Annotated in this window: 16 protein-coding genes; 11 read left to right on the forward strand and 5 right to left on the reverse strand. The window is 45.7% G+C overall.

Translation table 11 applies throughout. The features are described 5' to 3' along the window. The first annotated feature begins 6 nt into the window (after nt 1-6). Complete coding sequence (locus VC82_RS13750) at nt 7-906, forward strand: DUF72 domain-containing protein (protein WP_045802880.1); 900 nt, start codon at nt 7-9, stop codon at nt 904-906. On the opposite strand, the gene VC82_RS13755 is transcribed toward VC82_RS13750, so the two are convergent. Beyond that, a complete protein-coding gene (locus tag VC82_RS13755; RefSeq protein WP_045802881.1) occupies nt 900-1,751 on the reverse strand; it encodes a phosphatidylserine decarboxylase in 852 nt (283 codons plus the stop codon). The two genes, VC82_RS13750 and VC82_RS13755, sit on opposite strands and share 7 nt — an antisense overlap. Before the next feature lie 184 nt (nt 1,752-1,935). On the opposite strand from VC82_RS13755, the gene VC82_RS13760 reads away from it, so the two are divergent. After that, the gene (locus VC82_RS13760) at nt 1,936-2,334 is read left to right on the forward strand and encodes an acyl-CoA thioesterase (protein WP_045802882.1); all 399 of its coding nucleotides are present in this window, start codon (nt 1,936-1,938) and stop codon (nt 2,332-2,334) included. Here the strand turns inward: VC82_RS13760 and VC82_RS13765 are convergent. Continuing rightward, nucleotides 2,331-3,620 (reverse strand): dipeptidase, encoded by a 1,290-nt coding sequence (locus VC82_RS13765; RefSeq protein WP_045802883.1) that lies wholly within the window; start codon nt 3,618-3,620, stop codon nt 2,331-2,333. The genes VC82_RS13760 and VC82_RS13765 overlap by 4 nt on opposite strands. 181 nt (nt 3,621-3,801) lie before the next feature. On the opposite strand from VC82_RS13765, the gene VC82_RS13770 reads away from it, so the two are divergent. From VC82_RS13770 to VC82_RS13800, 7 genes are all read left to right on the forward strand, one after another. Further along, complete coding sequence (locus tag VC82_RS13770) at nt 3,802-4,179, forward strand: hypothetical protein (protein ID WP_045802884.1); 378 nt, start codon at nt 3,802-3,804, stop codon at nt 4,177-4,179. Between the two features lie 31 nt (nt 4,180-4,210). Further along, on the forward strand, nt 4,211-4,615 hold the full coding sequence (locus tag VC82_RS13775) for an Hpt domain-containing protein (RefSeq protein WP_045802885.1): 405 nt from the start codon (nt 4,211-4,213) through the stop codon (nt 4,613-4,615). Between the two features lie 15 nt (nt 4,616-4,630). After that, complete coding sequence (locus VC82_RS13780) at nt 4,631-5,011, forward strand: response regulator transcription factor (protein ID WP_157518124.1); 381 nt, start codon at nt 4,631-4,633, stop codon at nt 5,009-5,011. A gap of 70 nt (nt 5,012-5,081) precedes the next feature. Further along, a complete protein-coding gene (locus VC82_RS13785) occupies nt 5,082-7,166 on the forward strand; it encodes a HEAT repeat domain-containing protein (RefSeq protein WP_045802886.1) in 2,085 nt (694 codons plus the stop codon). Continuing rightward, nucleotides 7,166-8,596 (forward strand): glycosyltransferase family 2 protein, encoded by a 1,431-nt coding sequence (locus VC82_RS13790; protein WP_045802887.1) that lies wholly within the window; start codon nt 7,166-7,168, stop codon nt 8,594-8,596. Before VC82_RS13785 ends, VC82_RS13790 begins: the two co-directional genes overlap by 1 nt. 9 nt (nt 8,597-8,605) lie before the next feature. After that, on the forward strand, nt 8,606-10,984 hold the full coding sequence (locus tag VC82_RS13795) for an LTA synthase family protein (RefSeq protein ID WP_052699046.1): 2,379 nt from the start codon (nt 8,606-8,608) through the stop codon (nt 10,982-10,984). A 2-nt stretch (nt 10,985-10,986) separates the two neighbouring features. Next, the gene (locus VC82_RS13800) at nt 10,987-12,321 is read left to right on the forward strand and encodes a YaiO family outer membrane beta-barrel protein (RefSeq protein WP_170218327.1); all 1,335 of its coding nucleotides are present in this window, start codon (nt 10,987-10,989) and stop codon (nt 12,319-12,321) included. Nucleotides 12,322-12,335: 14 nt separating this feature from the next. Here the strand turns inward: VC82_RS13800 and VC82_RS15325 are convergent, their stop codons facing one another. Both VC82_RS15325 and VC82_RS13810 read right to left on the reverse strand, forming a co-directional pair. Next, complete coding sequence (locus tag VC82_RS15325; protein ID WP_052699049.1) at nt 12,336-13,628, reverse strand: glycerophosphodiester phosphodiesterase family protein; 1,293 nt, start codon at nt 13,626-13,628, stop codon at nt 12,336-12,338. A 565-nt stretch (nt 13,629-14,193) separates the two neighbouring features. Continuing rightward, nucleotides 14,194-15,057, reverse strand: coding sequence for a sigma-70 family RNA polymerase sigma factor (locus VC82_RS13810; protein WP_045802889.1), 864 nt, complete (start codon nt 15,055-15,057; stop codon nt 14,194-14,196). Nucleotides 15,058-15,285: 228 nt separating this feature from the next. On the opposite strand from VC82_RS13810, the gene VC82_RS13815 reads away from it, so the two are divergent. Continuing rightward, nucleotides 15,286-16,818, forward strand: coding sequence for a DEAD/DEAH box helicase (locus VC82_RS13815; RefSeq protein WP_170218328.1), 1,533 nt, complete (start codon nt 15,286-15,288; stop codon nt 16,816-16,818). Nucleotides 16,819-16,910: 92 nt separating this feature from the next. Further along, nucleotides 16,911-18,149 carry a glycosyltransferase gene (locus VC82_RS13820; RefSeq protein WP_045802891.1) on the forward strand — a complete coding sequence of 413 codons (1,239 nt, stop codon included), beginning with the start codon at nt 16,911-16,913 and terminating at the stop codon, nt 18,147-18,149. Here the strand turns inward: VC82_RS13820 and VC82_RS13825 are convergent. Further along, nucleotides 18,146-19,312, reverse strand: a complete 1,167-nt coding sequence (locus tag VC82_RS13825) for an alpha-hydroxy acid oxidase (protein ID WP_045802892.1) — start codon at nt 19,310-19,312, stop codon at nt 18,146-18,148. The genes VC82_RS13820 and VC82_RS13825 overlap by 4 nt on opposite strands. Between the last annotated feature and the right edge of the window lie 168 nt (nt 19,313-19,480).

A 19,480-nucleotide genomic window follows, 5' to 3' on the forward strand; every position in this document is an offset into this window, starting at 1 on the left:
AACGAAATGAAATTTGGCAAAGTAGACCACCCAGAATTGGTTGACTTCACCCTTCCGCCCGATGACCCTATGACGGAAGCTTTGTTGAAGAAGACCGCTACCGAAGAGCCTTTTCGGCTTTATGTCGGTTGTGCCAAATGGAATCGACAAGACCTGAAGAATTTCTATCCCAGGGGCACTAAAGATGAACTGACCTATTATTCGAGCCAGTTCAACCGTATAGAGCTGAACGCTACTTTCTATCGCATTTTTCCTGCGGAACAGTACCGGAAATGGTACGATAGAACCCCGGCCCATTTCAAGTTCTTTCCCAAGATCACCAATGAGATAAGCCATCTGAGAAGGCTCAACGAGCGTATTTACGACACGGTCGACCGATATCTCGAAGTTACCTCGTTGCTAAAAGAAAAGCTGGGCACCATCTTTTTACAGATGCACAATAATTTTTCACCAAAAGATTTTGACAGGGTAGTGCGCTTTGTCGAATATTGGCCCAAAGAATTTGCCCTCGCCATGGAGTTCAGGCACACCGATTGGTTCAACGATAAGCAGGTGTCACAAGAACTCTACCACCTTCTGGAAGAAAACAATATTGCCAATATTCTGGTCGATACCGCAGGCAGAAGAGATTTGTTGCACATGAGGCTAACCAATAACGAGGCCTTTGTGCGCTATGTCGGGGCCAACCATGAATCAGATTACAAACGGCTTGATGATTGGGTAGAGCGGTTGTCGGTTTGGAAAAGACAGGGGCTGCGCAATGTACATTTTTTTGTGCACCAGAACCTTGAGTTGGAGTCGCCCCTGTTGGCGGCCTATTTTATCGACAACTGCAATAAAGCACTGGAAACCAATTTGCAGATACCCAAAGCGTTGGACAGTAAGCCCCCGAAACTCTTTCAGTAACTCGCACCTACCTCGACAAAAGCATTTTTTTGATGGAACCTGGGCGCCAAGGGCGCAGCCATACAACAGGTTGAGCCAAGATAGAACACTGAAATCTCTTGCAGTTTTCTGACCTTGGCCCCTAGGGCGATATTCATGCCAAGTTCGATGGATCCCACCGCAGGACCGCCCACAATTGATAGGTGCCATTTTTTACCCGAACTATCGGTAATGTCTATGTTATAGCGCTCGTTTCTAAAAGCAGGTAGCGATGGGTTTTGTTTGTATATCCACGGCCTTAGTACTATCAGGTCACCGGGCACGTGTTGTATTCTCGTGATGGTGCCATCAGTGGGCGAATGGATGCGATGGTAGTTTTTGTTGTGCAGAAAAACATTGCTGAAGGTATAATCTTCTGGAATATCATCCTTTTTAACCCCAAATATGGTATGTAAATTTCTGCGATCGCTTTTTACTTGGGCCATACCGAGCGCCCCTATTTTTCCAACATCACATAATAATCCCTCGCAAGGCCACACCCACGCGCTGTTATTTTTGGGCAGCGACCTAAACTCACGGGTAAAGAAATCTTGAAAATTCCTATATGTTGTGCCCCCGTTGGGGGGCTTGAACTTAGAAAGGTAGTTTCTGTCGTTGTAGTGCCATTTTAAATAAGGAGGAATAATGTGCCTTGAAAAGGGCTGCGAATAAAGTCTGGTGTACGCCTTTGAAAGGCTTCGTTGCCACGGACTAGGCAAGGCGCCCCAGACGTTTACCGATAGGAATCTATAGCATTTGGCCCTCCACAGGGGAACATTGAAAACGGTAAAACTTGGGTCTGAGTAATAACGGGCAGAAGTTTGCATTGACGGTTGTTTGATGATTGATGAAGTCTCAATTTATTTTTTTATCGAATTCTCTCCCAAAGAATTAAGAAAACTTTATTTAAAGCTTAACAAAGTTTTCCAATCGGCAATAATTCCCGCAAAAGCATACAAAGCTTTCTCCACGTGGTGATTTGCCCGTACCTTTGCGCCAAAACCGTTCGCTATGAGATTTCACTCAAGAAAGTGGGTAAAGCCCGAAGACCTCAACGCCAATGGCACCTTGTTCGGGGGGCGTGTCTTGTCATGGATAGACGAAGAAGCTGTTATTTATGCCATTATACAGCTCGAAAATAAACGTGTTGTCACCAAATACATGTCTGAGATCAATTTTATGAGCTCTGCCGTTGAGGGCGATATTGTGGAGTTGGGCATTGAAGTGGTCAAATTTGGAAAGTCTTCGCTCACCCTCAATTGTGAGGTACGGAACAAAATGACCCTAGAGACCATTTTGACCGTTGATAACATTATTCTGGTGAACCTCGATGAAAACGGCAAACCCGCCCCGCATGGCAAAACAAAGATAGAGTACGTAGAAGAGCGCTTGGCCGATAAGGAAAACTAGTTTGCCTGGAGTTCTTTCGCCACAGACTGTACCTCGTCAAGTACCCGCAGCAAGTTACCTCCCCAAAGTTTGGCGATTTCTTCTTCTGTATATCCTCTTTTTACAAGCTCTAAGGTCACGTTAAAGGTTTCTGAGGCATCTGACCAGCCTTCGATGCCGCCACCGCCGTCAAAGTCTGAACTTATGCCCACGTGGTCAATGCCGATAAGGTCTACCATGTAATCGATATGGTCCACAAAATCTGAAACGTTGACCGCTTCAGGAGCCTTGGGATCATCGGCCACCAACTCTTTGGAAATGTTCAATACCTTGGGGTAGTTTTCTATGAAGGTCGCTTTTTGAGCATCGGTCAACTCGCGAAATTGTGATCGGTCGTACCATTCAATGCCCAGAGAATCGGCCACCTTTTGGTACACTTCTTTCATATAGGTAGCCCTGGCTTTATGCTTTTCAGTGCTGAGGTAGGCGCTAAATGCCACGGTTTGCACCACGCCGCCATTCTCTTTCAGCAGCAGTAATTGTTCGTCATCGAGATTTCTGCTATGGTCGCAAAGGGCCCGTGCCGATGAGTGTGAGGCGATGATAGGGGCTTTCGATAGGGCGACCATCTGCTTCATGGATTCCTTTGATGGATGCGAGACATCAATCATTATTCCTAGTCTATTCATCTCAAATACAGCATTTTTGCCCAACTCACTTAAACCATTATGTAACCATTCGTCATTTTCTTCCCCAGTATTCGAATCGCAAAATTGGCTATGTCCATTATGTGACAATGAGATATATCGCGCACCCCATTCATGGTATTTCTCAAAATTGGAAAGGTCTTCACCAATGGGGTAGGCGTTTTCCACACCTATCATGGCCACTAGCTTGCCTTCGCCAACGATTCTTCTAACGTCATCTGAGTTCAGTGCCAAACCTATTTGGTCTGGGGCAAATTCTTCGCAAAGCCGGTGAATTGCCCGAAACTTGGCCTCGGCATTGGCCGCCGCTTTGGCGTATCCCTCGGCATTCAATGAATCTTGACCTGTGTAGACAATGAACCAGCCAACATCGAGCCCCCCTTCTTTCATTTTTGGCAAATCGACCTGTGTCTGCAGGCGCTGGGTGTAGTTAACACTATCGGTAAAATTCTTGACGTTGATATCGATGTGCGTATCCACTGTGATCACTCTATCGTGTATTGCCTTGGCTTTTTCTTCAAGATTTTCGGTTGATTTTTCTTGCTTTTCGCCGCATGACAGTAAAAGGCAGCAAAGGGTGAAAAGGGTATAAATTCTCATGGAAATAATTTTTACACCTACAAATAAAGCGAATTGACAACAAAAACGGGAAACCACGTAACAATTAATTGCCCAGGCTAGGTTAAATGACCAGTTTTAACATCATAAAAACCAGTTTTTTAGGGAACGGCCAAAAATACCTTAACAATTGGCCGAACACAATAACTAGACGACGAAATTGATGATGCAACTACTGAACCACTTGGATAGATTAGGAACCGCACTGGACAACTACTCTTTCGAAGAATTGAAAATAGCCGAAGCACTGAAACTCAAACAGCACTATTCGGCCCTCGAAGAACGGCTGCACAAAAACATATTCGGCCCGTTGGAGGCCGAATGTGACACACCCTCCGTTCAGGTCAATCATGCCTATGACATATCGGACAGTAAAGTAATGTCAGAACCTGACAGGACGGACCCATCAGCTAACTGGTCGGAGTTGGAAAGGGTTATGGCAGAATTAAAAGACTCAAAACTCGACCCTTGGCAAGAGGCCCTTGTGGAGCGCTTGCAACAGGTGTCAAAAACAATTGAAGCTACCATCAAGGCCGTATAGGTCGGTATGGTATATCTAAAATAGGATAGTTATGGCTACAAAGATCACCATTCAACAATTTGAATCACAGCTAAAGAACGCTGAACAACCATTTGACATCAAAAACTTGCTCACCGAATGTATGGGGCAGGTGGCATTGCTCGAAGAACTGATACGCCTGTTCAAACAGAACGTTCTAGAATTTATCGGCAACTTGAAGGTGCACCTCACCAACGAGGATATGAAGGGTCTTGCCTTTGCCTGCCATAAGATGAAGTCGGGCATTAAAATGATGAAGGCCCATGGGCTACTACAAATCGTGGAACAGATCGATTTGGAGAGCAAAACCGGCAAAGACCTTAAACACCTAAACTTTCTGTACAACCATTTCATTGACGAATACTCGCGATTGGAAAAGCAGATTGACCGAGAATGTGACGAAATGAAAAACCAATAACAATAGACCCAGAAATTGAAAGGAAGAAAAATCTTATTGGCGGAAGATGACCAAATGTTGGCCTCGCTGCTCCAATTCTGGCTTGAGAAAGAGGGGTATGAGGTCAATGTGCTTGAAAACGGCTTGGAAGTAAAGGAGTCTTTGAAGCAGGCCTTGCCAGACATTATCATCAGTGACATTATGATGCCCTATTTCTCGGGTATAGAGCTGGTTGACCATGTTCGCAATGAGGTAAACTCAAAGCTACCGATCATATTGATCTCTTCGGCCTCCAATGATGAAAACATCTTGAATGCCTTTGAATTGGGGGCCACCGATTTTCTGTCAAAGCCCATAAGCCCGTCTGAACTTTTGGTCAGGGTATCAAGGGCATTGAATACCGTGAGTAAAACATAGTAAAAACCAAATAACCAAACCTATCAACGTCCCGACCATACATACCGACCTACTTTGGGATCTTACCGCCATGTTCACGATACTGGGAGTGGTGTATTTTGCGTTCATATTCTTTTTTAAACGCAAAATTTCCTTCCATTCAAAAAGGCTTTCAGAGAAGAAGAAAAAGTTGGCACCCGTTATCAGCAACTTTCTCTTTCATGACCACCATGGCCCCATCGAAGAACAAAAGAGTTATGTACAGTTGAAAATTGAGATTAGGGGGGAACTCAAAAACAAATCCTTTCGAAAAATACTCACCGAGATATTGATGGACCTTGAAAAGGACGTCTCGGGCGAAACCAAGAAAAAACTGCACCGACTTTATGCAGAATTGGGGTTGCACCTCGATGCGTTCCAAAAGTTGAAAAGTTGGCGATGGGAGGTGGTCTCATCAGGAATTTTGGAGCTGACCGAAATGCAGCGGATCGATGCCTACCCCTTTATTACCAAGTTTTTGAACGACAGAAGGGGCATAATACGAAAGCAGGCCGAAATAGCCACCGTTTCTTTGAAACCAGAGGGCATCAGCCATTTATTGGATACCACCCGATATAGCATTTCTGAGTGGCAACAGCTCAAAATCATGGAAGAACTCAGGGAGATGGAAAATTTTAGGCCACCGCAATTTGCCACTTGGTTGATTTCGCCCAATCGTGATGTGGTGCTTTTTTCACTTCGGTTGATGCGCCATTACAACCAGAACGATGCGGCAAAATCAATTGTTGAACTTATAAAGCACAAAGATGACCAAGTTAAGACAGAGGCCATTCGGTGCATCAAAGAGTTCTGTATTCTTAGGGCTATCGATCCTTTAAAAAAGGTGTTTTGGAGCTGCAATGAAATGGTCAAGATCGAGATTCTTGAAGCCATTTCAACGTTGGGGAGCAAAAACGACATCGAATTTCTTCTTAAGGTAGAAAAACAAGAACCTTCTTTTATGGTGCGCACAAAGGCACTGACTGCCATCAACGATTTGGCCCCTGATACCATAATTCCGACCAAAGATATCATGTCGCGTTTCAAAAAAGACAAAAAGGATTCCATCGACATTGAATTGGCGAACGCGAAAACCGTTTCAGATTCGGCCCCTGTAACCGTTCACGATAAAGAAACACCCCCAGAAGATGATTTGGTGGCCGGCAACGAAACGTATTTCGAGAGCATCGAGGTCTATGAGGTTGACCCCAAGACCATTTCGCTGGCAGACGATGCTATTCATGCTGAAGACCATTTAGAAGCGTCAGCAGGCGAACAGGAGGCTGAAATGGAAAAGGAATATGAATTTGGGCCACTTGAAGAAGAAATGGATGAGGTATTCAATGGCCACCTTGGGCTGGTTAATCCCGATTCCAACCAGGAGCAGACAGATGATAGCAATGCCCTTCAACCAAAATTTTCAGAAGAATACCAAAAACTCTCGCCCCCAGAACAGGAAAAGCTTATTGAGAGCCTGGAAATATCAGGCTCTGACAGGGATATTCCCGTTTTGGAGGATTTGATGAAACAACAGAACAACCCCGAATCGGGCTTCCGTATTTTCAAGATGTTGAAAAAATTGAAGACCCGATCCGACATTGCAAATACCCCATCTTCAGAGCCATCGTATAATGTAGACGAACTTTTGGTCGAGGCCAAAGACAGTATTTTTTACCCACTTTTTGAGTATGCCGATGGCACAGCCCCCAAATTGGCACTGTTGGAAGAAATTGCCGATGTGGGCGACGAACGCGAGCTGGCCTTGCTTGAAAAACTTACTCATGACCAAGATGTAAGGGTGGCGCAGCGTGCGGGTAGGGCAAAAGAACAATTACTGCAAAAATTGACAAGCGATGAGGAGGCGGTTTCGGAAATGGCAACCCAAGAGCCGGCAGAACAACCCGAAATGGTACAGGATAATCAAACTGAAAAGGCTCCTCTCGAACAGAACCCTAAAACCGGGGAAACTAATGAGGCCGATGACGAACTCTTGCCCCTTGAGCTCTGTTTTCTTTATGACGAGTTGGGCATAAAGGGCGCAAATGATCATGAAGAAGGGCTCAATTTTGAATTGTCAGAGGAGTTTTATCTGTACGGTAATAGCTCGCAAGTAGAACGAAACATGTCTAAAAAATGATGGACAGCACCCTTTTTGAGGTATTGTTAAAGTACATCAATATCACCTTTTTGGTGTTTACGGTGGTGCTTTTTAGCATGTTCTGCATAATGGGTTACCTGTCCACCAGAAATGCCATCCACTACAGGAACAAGAACAGTTTTGGCGACCTCTCCAAAGTAATGGCCTCGCCATTGGCCCCGGGTATCACGATCATCGCACCAGCGTACAATGAAGAATTGACCATTGTAGAAAACGTTCGCTCGCTGTTATCGCTGAAATATGTCAATTACGAGGTGATGGTAGTGAACGATGGCAGTAAAGATGATACCCTCGAAAAATTGATTGCGGCCTACGACCTTGAGAGGGTTGAGCAAAAAATTGACCCAAACTGGCAATCAAAGCCCATTCGTGGTATTTACAAGTCTAAGCACCGTGCTTTTTCGAAATTGGTTGTGATCGATAAAGAGAACGGGGGCAAATCAGATGCCCTAAATACGGGTATGCGGCTATCTGAAAACAGGTATGTGGGGTGTATCGATGTGGATTGCCTGTTGTTGCCAGATGCCTTGTTGCATGTGGTAAAGAGCTTCTTTCAGCGAACCAAAAAACGGGTGATTGCCGTTGGCGGCGTTATTAGAATTGCCAATTCATGCAAGATCTCAGGGGGTACTTTGGAAGAAATAAGGCTTCCAAAGAGCTGGTTGGCCAAATTTCAGCTTTTGGAATATACCCGATCTTTTTTGTTGGGCCGTATGGCATGGGGCCGCATCGATAGCCTTTTGATCATTTCAGGCGCCTTCGGTTTTTTTGATAGGGAGATAGCCCTGGCCGTGGGGGGCTATGATACGGGCACCATTGGGGAAGATATGGAAATCGTTTTCAGAATGCGCCGCTATATGCATGAGCGGCGCGAGCCGTATACCATTGAGTATATACCTGATTCACTGTGTTGGACCGAGGTGCCGGAAGATCTCAAGATATTGGTAAACCAGCGTGATCGTTGGGCCCGGGGCAACCTTGAGACCCTGTACAAGCACAAAGACATGTTTTTCAACTCAAAGTTTGGCAGGTTGGGCCTTTTGAGCTATCCCTACTGGTTCTTTTACGAATGGCTTTCGCCCTTGCTGGAATTTTTCGGGTTTCTGACCATAATGCTGTTTTGGTACCTCAATATTCTCAACTGGGACTTTTTTCTGGCGATTACGGTGACCATTTACATGTTCTCCATCATGTTTTCGTTCTACGCCATTCTATGGGATGTCTATACCTACAACGAGTATAAAAAGACCAAAGACATCCTCACCTTGATGCTCTGCGCTATCATAGAGCCGTTTGTTTTTCGGCCCATCGTGGTCATGTCGTCGGTTCGGGGAAATCTAAAAAAACTGTTCAGGGTACAATCGGGTTGGGGTACCCAGGTTCGAAAGGGATTTGCCAAAGCAACTTAATGCAATAAGATGAACACGAGCCAACGTGATAGATACTCGCTAATGCATTACACCAGATTGATCATCGCATTCTTTCTGTGCCTGATGCTGTTGTCTGTGTTTCAATATACCACGCTCTATTTCAAGGGTGTGGTTGAAGGTGTTTTCAGTTCCAGCTTTTTTATCGCGGTTGCCCATCAAATGGGTTTTGCATCGTTAGTGGCCATAATACTGATATTTCCCTTTAATTTTTGGGAGAATCTAAGGCCACGCTATGGCTTTGTGCTTATTGTTGTGCTGCTTGTACTGTTGTTGATCGTAGAGGCCCTGTTGATTACCTACTACTGTACCGCATTGGTGCCCTTGGGTTCTGACCTTTTGGGCTATAGTATTGCCGATATCAAAGAGACCATCAGCAATTCGGGCGGTATATCGATAGTGCCTTTTGTAGGTCTGGCGGTCATTATAGCCACCTTTTTTGGCCTGTACAGACTTACCTCGAAGTACTACCACCATATCGGTAAAATGTACCCATTTACCATTGTTCTCTTTAGTCTTTTCGTCTCAACGCTTTTTTTGGACGGTAAACCCATAAACCAAAGCAAGACACAGTACCTGGCCATAAACCTTTATAAGACCTCAACAGAAGACACCTCGTACAAGGCAGATGTCGAATACCCTTTGATAAAATCGGGGCATACCAAGAACGTTTTGGGCGAATACTTTGAATTGAAAGAAGAAAAGCCCAATATCGTTATGGTAATTGTTGAAGGGCTGGGCCGCGATTTTATGGGCGAGGGTGCCGAGTTTGGCGGCTTTACACCCTTTTTGGATTCCCTATCCCAAAAGTCGCTCTATTGGGAGAACTGCCTGAGTACAACAGGGCGCACATTTGGTGTGCTTCCGGCCCTTACCGGCTCATTGCCTTTTGGCACGAGTGGGTTTATGGAACTCGAGAAATATCCGAACAAGCTCACCTTGTTCAGCATATTAAAGAACAATGGATATCTAACATCATTTTATCAAGGCACCAATAGCTCATTTGATAACGTAGACAGTTACCTGATAAGCGAGAACGTTGATCAGATAATCGATAAATCCAGTTTTGGCGAAGAATATGAAATGCAGGAAGAAAACAAGGGCTTCTCATGGGGGTATCCTGATAAGGAACTCTTTAAAAAGAGTATGCGTATGAACCGTGAGGAAGCGCAGCCAAGACTTGAAGTCTATATGACCATCAGCAACCATGAACCATTTATTCCTCCCCGTCAGGATTATTATGAGAAAAGAGTAGCGCAGTTATTGGAAAAGGCGCAGTTGGAGGGAGCTGTCAAGAGGGTCATTAAAAAGAACGACAACGTTTTTGCCACACTTTTATATACTGATGATGCGCTAAAATATTTCTTTGAGGAATACAAAAAACAACCCGGCTATGAGAATACGATTTTCATTGTAACGGGAGACCACAGGCTGATACCCATTCCACAGCGAAACAATCTGAGCCGTTTTCATGTGCCCTTGATGATTTATAGCCCGATGTTGAAGAACCCAAAGAAGATCAGCGCGATTTCTTCCCATTTTGATGTACCCCCCACGTTAATGGCCCTGCTCGAAGGTAAATACGAGCTCAAAATGCCCAAAAAAGTAGCATGGATGGGCGATGCACTCGATACAAATTCCAGCTTCAGGTCAATAAAAGACATTCCGCTCATGCGCAATAAAAACGAATTGAAGGAATATATCAGTGGTGAAAAGCTGTATTCTGATGGGGCGGTATATACCATTGACGAGAATATGGATCTGGGCAGTACATTTGGCGGTTCAGACCTCGAAAAAAAGCTACAGAACTTTAAATCGTTGAACGCCTATGTGACCACCAACGATAAGATAATACCTGATAGTCTGGCCATTTTCACCATCAAAAAAGAAAAATTTACCGATAGCGAAATGGTTTGGATCAACAGTCTTTACAACGGGTATAATTCTGACAAGTTCTTTTCGATTGCCCGAGACCTTGCCTTTGACAAAGAATATGACAAGGCGCTATTGTTGTGCCGCTATATACTCTCTGAAAGGCCAAGGCATATCGACACAAAGATTTTGATGGGGAGGGTCAATGCATGGCGTGGCAACCGCGATACCGCCATTGAGATATTGCAAGAATGCATTAAGATAAACCCTGATTACATCGACTCTTATTCTGCTTTGTTCGATGTCTACTTCTGGGATGGCAGACATCATGAAGCCCTTGAACTCATAGAACTTGTGCAGCGAAACAGTTCGAGTGCCGATGTCATTGCCGATAAAATAGCACGTGCCAAGCGAGAGGCAAGAAAGGCAGGGATTTCACTTGTGAACAAATCTGAACGCCCAAAAGGCAAAGATGTCGTGGCATCACTAAAGCAATGAGGTTGAGCAAAACAATATATACTTGTATTCTTGGTATGGCCTGTTTTTACGGATGGGGCCAGGAGCTGGCCTACAATGGCCCCAAAAAACCGGATGTTGCCCAAGCGCATCAGATGGCTTTTGAGGGCGACCACATCTCTGCAAAAGACCTTCTGCTGAAAATATTGTCCAAGACCCCCGATGACATACAGGCCCGTTCGCTATTGGCCAACACCTATAGCTGGAGCGGAAAGTACGATGAGGCAAGAAAGCACTTCAACAAAATAACATCCGAAGAGAGAACCGATAGGGATGTTTGGATTTCGGCCATCAAGAACGAGCTGTATGCAAAAGAAGATGCCACGGCCCTGGGGCTTGCCAATAAGGCCCTATCTTACTTAAAAGATGATAATGAAATCGAACGTTTGAAAAACTTGGCCTTAGAGCGAATAACGAACAAGAAGTACCCTGAGAAAGGATGGCACAACCAAGGCCCCGATATTACCAACGCCAAAGCTGATTCACTGAAGAAAGACAAGAAGAACACCCTTGAGAATGGCAAAGAAACCGGTAGAGCCACTACCGATGCCGAAGGCAGGTCAGAAGCATCGGCCGATACAGAAGAATTTCAGAACAGAATAGGCATCAACAATTCATTTACCGTTTTCAGCGAGCGATTTGACCCCCAGGTCTTCTCCAGTATTTCTTTTAGACGAAAGACCTTGGCCGGAAGCATTATTCCAAAGATCAACTACAGCAATCGTTTGGGCAAGCATGGTGTTCAGTATGATATTGACTTTTATCCGAAGTTTTCGAAACGTTTCTACGCCTATCTAAACTATGGCCATTCGAATGCAGACATCTACCCCAGGCATAAAATGGGGGGCGATCTGTATGTAAACCTGCCCGGCGCTTTTGAGTTTTCTGCCGGTGGGCGCTACATTATCACCAATACCCGAGAGGTCAAGGCCATTACCAACTCTTTGGGCCACTACCGGGGCAACTACTATTTTTCACTGCGTTCGTTTATAACCCCAAGGCCTGATGGCCTTACACGCGTTTCGGGCAATCTATTGGTACGCAAGTACCTTAAGGATGCCGAGAATTTTTTAGGTGTAAACGTAGGAATGGGCGTGTCACCCGAACTTCGCCAAATCATAGCAGACGATCAGTTGCTGGCAGAGACCCTGTTTTTTATTGAATCACAGCGTTTGAACCTTGAATACCAGTTCACTGGAAAGAACGGCCCGAATATCTACCGGGCGCGGTTAGGGGTTCGCAGGCAAGAACTGGCCTCCGATTTGGGCAACTTCTTTTGGGGCGTTACCGCGGGGTTGGTCTATCAGGTGAAGTTTTAAGACCGATTGGTTGATTACTTTGATGCCCGGTCTTTTGGTCGATCAAAAACCCATTTGTCGGCGTACATGCCATAAACCAGTCCGAGTTCATTTTCATAGACATATCGTTCATCCTTGCCGGGGTCAAAGTTTACATTGTAGACATATACCTTTATGCCGGCATCCCTTAGTTGTAACATCAACTTCTTTTCCCGTTCAATAATACGTCTTGAAACGGCAGCGTACTGAACGTTGTTCACGGCCAAGAAGTTTAGTTTGTCGCCTTTCAATTTCAACAGTGGTCGTTGTGATATCATGGCCTTGATACCATTTTTGGTGGCTATTTCGATTGCCATGGGGCTAAAGAGCTCCATGATCAAACGATCTTTATCCACAAACTTCTCTGCAAAGGCAATCGGGTCACTCAACTTGTCCGTTACCAAAATAGCATCAGGATGGGCGGCAAACCAATCATTGATACCCTGCATATCCAAAGTGGTGTAATCACCATAAATTGTATGCTTTTTGAATTCCTCTAGGCTAGGGGGTAAAGACCCTTTGTATTCGGTAAAACGCGACCACATGTTCCAGTCGTGTGCGGCCACCAACTTTCCATCGGATGTTTTTATAATGTCCAGCTCAAAAAGACGGAACCCCTTGGCATAGTTTTGATCCAAGGCCTCTTTTGTATTGGTATAGGCATGGCCGTTTACCTCGCCTCCGGCATGGGCTATGTAGCGGTCTGCACTGGGCTCGAATTCATATGTTTCCTTCGGAAAGTAGATTCTGTCGTCTTGTATGTTTTTAGGAATGTCAACTGTAACGCTCGCCCCAATGTCATCAACCCATTCATGGACATCTTGGCCAAGATTGTGCATAACATAGGCTTGCCGGCCTTTTAAGACACTTAGTTTTGTGAGTCCCAGTTTTGTTAGATCCTTTGATTGGCCGAATGTTCCTTTTGTGGCCGAATCGTGAACCAAGATGGCAAAATAGGCGCCATTACCATGAAGTTGGCCAAGTACATCGAGTGCCTGTGCTTGTTCTTCTACACTGCCATAGGTATCAAATGTCCGGAATTCATAGGTAACAGGTGAATTGAAATGTATGATGGTCAGTCCTCTTTGTACGGTCTCTTTTTGGCCTGCAATGGTAAAATCACTCCTTTTTTTTGCATTGAAACCATAACTGTTCAGCGTAGCCGAGACTACCTCGGTATTTTTGGCATTTTCTTTTTGTGCAAACGTTGTTGCCGGGCATACCATTATAAAACCCGTAAGAAGTAAGGCCACAGCCCTTAGAAAAGAGGATCGGGGTAGGGTATTCATAGTTTTATGATCTGTAAAACGGCCTCTAAGCCGTGGATATCCATTATGGATAGAACGCTATTACCTATGCGTTATTGCTGAAAAACCTGGGGAAAGAACCGTTTAATCGAATTAATGGGAAGATGGTCGAGGGGCATTTGTTACCGGCTACAGCGCAAATGCTAACATACTGGGGCCATTTCTACATTTTTAGACATTTTACAACAGAAAAATGATGCTTCACCACATTTTGTTGCCCTGCCATACGGTTTGCTCTAAGTTTAGCGTTGTAATAGCAGTACCGAATTTTAAATTGACCTACAATGTTATACGATACCTACGGTGAGGAGTACCTCGCTTTTCTTCAAGAACTGAACGAAATTTTGAGCATTAACGAATTGGCCGAATTAGACTACCTATAGTCTAACCAACTCTGTGTAAAAATTCTCAAATCATGGAAAATCAACAGAACGAAAACGCCGCTTACCAGACCTTTATCAAAGACTTGAACGATATTTTGATGGGCTATAACATAGCCAAGTTGAACTGATTTAAGCGATAACAAACCGCTTTCGCAACTTGGGTCTTAGCCCAAATAGGTCTTCAATATTTTGCTTTTCGAGTTGTGCCGCAACTTTCGAATGGCTTTTTCCCTTATTTGTCTGACGCGCTCCCTGGTCAGGTCAAAGGTACTTCCAATTTCTTCAAGGGTCATCGACTGTTGGTCCCCGATTCCGTAGTAAAGCCTTACCACATCTGCCTCGCGAGGCGACAATGTATCCAACGCCCTATTGATTTCAGTGTTCAACGACTGGTGCATCAGATCTTTGTCAGGTCTGGGCGACTCGCTGGTATTCAACACATCGTACAGGTTCGAGGTCTCACCTTCCTTTAAGGGCGCATCCATCGAAACATGCCTTCCTGCATTTTTGATGGACTGTTTTACCTCGGTAACGGTCATGTCAAGCTCTTTGGCGATTTCTTCTGCAGAGGGCGGTCTTTCGTGTGCCTGCTCCAAATAAGAAAAGGTCTTTTTGATTTTATTGATGGAGCCGATCTTGTTCAAGGGCAGCCGTACCACCCGCGATTGTTCGGCCAAAGCCTGCAAGATGGATTGGCGGATCCACCAAACGGCGTAAGAGATAAACTTAAATCCCCGTGTCTCGTCAAAACGTTTTGCCGCTTTTACCAACCCCACGTTGCCCTCATTGATCAAATCGGGCAGTTTTAGGCCTTGGTTTTGGTATTGTTTGGCCACCGAGACCACAAATCGTAGGTTGGCATTGGTCAATTTTTCGAGGGCTTTTTGGTCGCCGGCCTTGATTCTGCGCGCCAGCTCAACTTCTTCGTCGGCGGTGATCAAGTCTATTTTACTGATGTCTTGTAGGTATTTGTCTAGTGATTTTGATTCGCGGTTTGTAACCTGCTTGATAATTTTAAGTTGCCTCATTCTTTTTTATAGGATTGGATTTGTGTGTTGTACAAGAACTCATTATACATTTTTAAGTGCGAATTTCCAAATGACAGCAGTTATTCTTATCAAAAATTTATAAGCAAGACGACTCATGCGCCCAAAATCCAAAAAATGGGGATAACTTGTTGATAGTATTTTTCGCAAAACCGGAAGTCGATTTTTCACAAGGCATAAAAACAGCTAATTTTGTAAGGTTTGATGCTAATGAAAAGAATTATCCCTGATTTGGAGTTCGAAAAAGAAATCTCAAGAAAAACTTTATACGATTACCAGCTAGAAGACCTTGGCAAGATCTTCAAGGCTTTGAAAGAAATGCCCGAGGGCAGCAACCTGTTGTACCAGTTGCCAACGGGTGGCGGCAAAACGGTAGTTTTTTCTGAGATTACCCGTCGGTACATCGAACAGACCAAAAAGAAGGTGGTTATCTTGACCCACCGGATCGAGCTGAGCAGGCAGACTTCTAAGATGCTCACCGGCTTTGGGGTGGCCAATAAGGTCATCAACAGTGAGGTCAAAGAATGGGACGACCAAGATGAGTACAGCTGTTTTGTGGCCATGGTCGAGACCCTGAACAACCGCCTGCAAGAAGAAAAGGTGAGCATCAACAACATCGGGTTGGTCATTATCGACGAGGCCCACTACAACTCGTTCAGAAAGTTGTTCAAGTATTTCGAAGAGGCCAATATATTGGGCGTTACGGCCACACCTTTGAGTTCGAACATCAAATTGCCCATGAAAGACCATTACCAGAAGTTGATCGTGGGCCGGTCGATCAAGTGGTTGATAGAAAACGAGTTCTTGGCCAAGGCCAAACTGCATACCTACGATGTAACGCTGCGGTCTTTGAAATTGGGAATCCACGGCGATTATACGGTAAAATCGAGCGATGAGTTCTATGGGGCACAAAGTATGCTGGGCAAACTACTGTCGGCCTATGAAGAGATTGCCAAAGGAACCAAAACCTTGATTTTCAACAACGGTATCAATACCTCCCTGTATGTATACCAGACCTTTAAAAAGGCGGGCTACAATATTCGCCATTTAGACAACCGCAGTTCGACAGCCGAGCGACAAGAAATTTTGGAGTGGTTCTCGAACACCCCCGATGCCATTGTTACCTCGGTCAGTATTTTGACCACCGGTTTCGATGAACCTACGGTCGAGACCATTATCCTTAACCGAGCCACACGCTCGTTGACCCTTTATTTTCAGATGATCGGCCGGGGTTCGCGCATCATACCCGGCAAAAACGAGTTCAACGTTATCGATCTAGGAAACAACATTGCCCGTTTCGGGCCTTGGGATGAACCCATTGATTGGCAGGAAATTTTCCACTTCCCCGATTTCTATTTGGAGAACATCAAGAATGACGAGGACATCGAGCGGGAATTTGTCTATGAGATGCCCGCTGAGCTTCGTGCCAAGTTCAGTAAGTCAAAGAACATTGATTTTGATGTGAAGGAAGAATATAAAAAGGTCTTTGCCCAAGGCCTCAAATCAAAATTGGTGTTGGAGCGCAGCATCGAGCAGCACGCGCAGATATGCGTCGAGAACAGTGAGGATGTCTTCGATGCCCGTATGTTGGCCAAAGAGCTGAAAGATGAGATTGCCTACCGTGTACGCCAGTATTCGTACTGCATCATGAACAATACCAAGAACTACAAAGAATGGCTCGAAGAAGACTATGAGCGCAAGCTCCGTTCCAGCATTTCGAAAAAGTTTGCCGAGATGATGTGATATCTAGATGTGGGACCGCTTCGCTGTTAGCTATTGGATACTAGATATAATGTTTGTCAGTAATGTATTTATTTGGAATTTGATTTTTGGATATGTCAAAAATCCTGATCATCGGCCATAACTGGCCCGAACCCTCGACCACCGCGGCAGGGCATCGGATGCTTCAACTTTTAAAAGCGTTCAGCGAAAGGGATTGCCAAATTTTTTTCGGCACCACAGCTGCCAAAACGGAGTTTTCCATTGATTTGTCCGCTCTCGGTGTCCAAGAGGCCCATATCAAGCTCAACGATTCCAGTTTTGATGATTGGGTGGGCAAGCTGCGGCCCGATGTGGTCATTTTCGACCGTTTTATGGTAGAAGAGCAGTTTGGGTGGCGTGTGGCCGAAAACGCACCGAATGCCCTTCAGATACTGAATACCGAAGATTTGCATTCGCTACGTCATTACCGGGAAACGGCCGTAAAACACGAGAAAGACTTTGCGGTGGCCGACTGGCTCGCCACCGACAGGGCCAAACGCGAAATGGCCAGTGTTTTTCGCTCAGACCTGACCTTGGTCGTCAGTATGGTTGAGGCCCAATTTTTGGTCGAAAGGGTAGGGGTGCCCCAAACCCATGTCTTGCACCTGCCCTTTATGCTGCCTCCGTTGACAGAAAATGAAACGGCCAATTGGCCATCTTTTAAAGAACGGAGCGGGTTTGTCTGCTTTGGCAATGGCAAACATGCCCCGAATGTAGATTCCATCGTACAACTGAAAACCAAGATTTGCCCCCAGATTAGAGAGCAGTTGCCAAAAGCCACACTATCCGTATATGGGGCCTATCTACCCCAACACATTCAACAATTTCATGAAGAAACCCAAGGCTTTTTGGTCAAAGGCTGGGTAGCGGATTTGGATGGCGTATTGAAAAAGGCCCGTATCAATTTGGCGCCCTTACGGTTCGGGGCGGGCATCAAGGGCAAACTGGTCGATGCCATGCGCAACGGGCTCCCCAGCATCACCACGCCCATCGGGGTCGAGGGCATGCACGCTAATTTGCCATGGGCAGGGCATGTGGCGACAGACGACAACGATTTTATCAACGCGGCCGTACAGTATTATCAAAACCCCGAACAGTGGCAGCTGGCCCAACAAAAGGGAATCAACATCATCAACCAGGTGTATGGTCACGAAAAACTAAAGGGGCGCCTTTTTGCAAAAATCGATGGTATAACAGCTGACTTGAACACCCACCGAGCGCAAAACTTTATCGGGCAAATGTTGCAACACCAATCGCTCGCGGCCACGAAGTTTATGGGCAAATGGATTGAGGAAAAGCATAAAAAAACTTAACCGTAGGCACGGTCGGCCGCTCGCAACTGTTCAAAATTCGTGGCTCCCAATTGTACCATATTGTTCTGTAGGGCATCCACCAAAATGTTGGCGACATGGTCACCCCCGTATTGGCCCAATGCCGCCACACCCCAAATAAAAGGCCTGCCCACCAACACAAAATCGGCACCCAGGTATAGTGCCCGCATTACATCCAGACCTGAGCGGACCCCGCTGTCAAAAAGTATGGGCACCCTGCCGTTTACTTGGTCTACGATGGCGGGGAGGGCCTCGATGGCAGATAGGGCTCCGTTGAACTGTCGCGCCCCGTGGTTTGACACATAAATACCGTCCATTCCAATATCGATGCACTTTTGGGCATCTTGTGGGTGTAAGATACCTTTTATAACCACGGGGCCGCCCCATGCCTTTTTTAGCTCTTCGCAGTAGTTCCAATCCAACGTACCGCCCAATCGGTTGCCCACAAAACCGCTCATAAATTTCATGTCGCTATTGTTCACGTAGTGCTCCACGGTACGCAAACGGGGCAGTCCACGTCGCAAGGTGTGGTAGCTCCAGACCGGGTGGGTCAGTCCCTGCCAAATGAGTTTGGGGGTGATTTTCGGGGGAATCGCCAGTCCCGCCCTTTTGCTGCGCTCGCGCCTACTGGCCATGGGCACATCGGCCGTGACCACCAAGGTATGGAAGCCGGCATCTTTGGCACGCTGCAAAAGCGAGTCGCGCACGGCACGGTCTTTTGGCGGATAGAGTTGAAACCAACCCATGTCACCTACAAGCGGCCCTATGGTTTCGGGGGTCTCTGTGGCCACGGTGCTCAAACAATAAGGTAGCTGCAAACGGTTGGCGGTGGCCGCCAAATACTGTTCGGCTTTGGGCCAAAGCAGCCCCGTTAACCCTATGGGGGCCATACCGATTGGGGCCTTATAGGTTTTGCCAAAAAGGGTGGTCTCGGTGTTTGCTTCTATCGGCCCTTTGCAAAAGCGGGGCAAAAACCGGATGTTCTGAAAAGCGGTTCGGTTATGTTGCAAAAGAGCTTCGTCTCCCGTACCGGAATCTAAGTACTCCCAGGCGACCCTAGGTACCCTTTTTTTGGCTTTTTGTGCTAGGTCTTCGATACGGGGATATTGCTTGGCAAACCGCTCCAATTGCTTTTCGTAGGACATGGAATGAAAATACAAGAAAAATGGAAGAAACGCTTACGAGAGGGTGGCGTTACCTTAGCTATTTAAAACCCAGTAGGCTGTTTTTGATATTTTTAAGCGTGCTAAGCAATATCTACAGTGTTCTCAGCTGACTTTTTAGTTTGTTTGTCAATTGGCGCTGCAGAACGG

This window comes from Flagellimonas lutaonensis (assembly GCF_000963865.1).
GTDB classification, from domain to species: domain Bacteria; phylum Bacteroidota; class Bacteroidia; order Flavobacteriales; family Flavobacteriaceae; genus Flagellimonas_A; species Flagellimonas_A lutaonensis.

Excerpts from the sequence above, each read along its gene's own strand:
- VC82_RS13750 (WP_045802880.1), top strand. The coding sequence starts at position 7 with ATGAAATTTGGCAAAGTAGACCACCCAGAATTGGTTGACTTCACCCTT.
- VC82_RS13755 (WP_045802881.1), bottom strand. The coding sequence starts at position 1,751 with ATGCAAACTTCTGCCCGTTATTACTCAGACCCAAGTTTTACCGTTTTC.
- VC82_RS13760 (WP_045802882.1), top strand. The coding sequence starts at position 1,936 with ATGAGATTTCACTCAAGAAAGTGGGTAAAGCCCGAAGACCTCAACGCC.
- VC82_RS13765 (WP_045802883.1), bottom strand. The coding sequence starts at position 3,620 with ATGAGAATTTATACCCTTTTCACCCTTTGCTGCCTTTTACTGTCATGC.
- VC82_RS13770 (WP_045802884.1), top strand. The coding sequence starts at position 3,802 with ATGATGCAACTACTGAACCACTTGGATAGATTAGGAACCGCACTGGAC.
- VC82_RS13775 (WP_045802885.1), top strand. The coding sequence starts at position 4,211 with ATGGCTACAAAGATCACCATTCAACAATTTGAATCACAGCTAAAGAAC.
- VC82_RS13785 (WP_045802886.1), top strand. The coding sequence starts at position 5,082 with ATGTTCACGATACTGGGAGTGGTGTATTTTGCGTTCATATTCTTTTTT.
- VC82_RS13790 (WP_045802887.1), top strand. The coding sequence starts at position 7,166 with ATGGACAGCACCCTTTTTGAGGTATTGTTAAAGTACATCAATATCACC.
- VC82_RS13795 (WP_052699046.1), top strand. The coding sequence starts at position 8,606 with ATGAACACGAGCCAACGTGATAGATACTCGCTAATGCATTACACCAGA.
- VC82_RS15325 (WP_052699049.1), bottom strand. The coding sequence starts at position 13,628 with ATGAATACCCTACCCCGATCCTCTTTTCTAAGGGCTGTGGCCTTACTT.
- VC82_RS13810 (WP_045802889.1), bottom strand. The coding sequence starts at position 15,057 with ATGAGGCAACTTAAAATTATCAAGCAGGTTACAAACCGCGAATCAAAA.
- VC82_RS13815 (WP_170218328.1), top strand. The coding sequence starts at position 15,286 with ATGAAAAGAATTATCCCTGATTTGGAGTTCGAAAAAGAAATCTCAAGA.
- VC82_RS13820 (WP_045802891.1), top strand. The coding sequence starts at position 16,911 with ATGTCAAAAATCCTGATCATCGGCCATAACTGGCCCGAACCCTCGACC.
- VC82_RS13825 (WP_045802892.1), bottom strand. The coding sequence starts at position 19,312 with ATGTCCTACGAAAAGCAATTGGAGCGGTTTGCCAAGCAATATCCCCGT.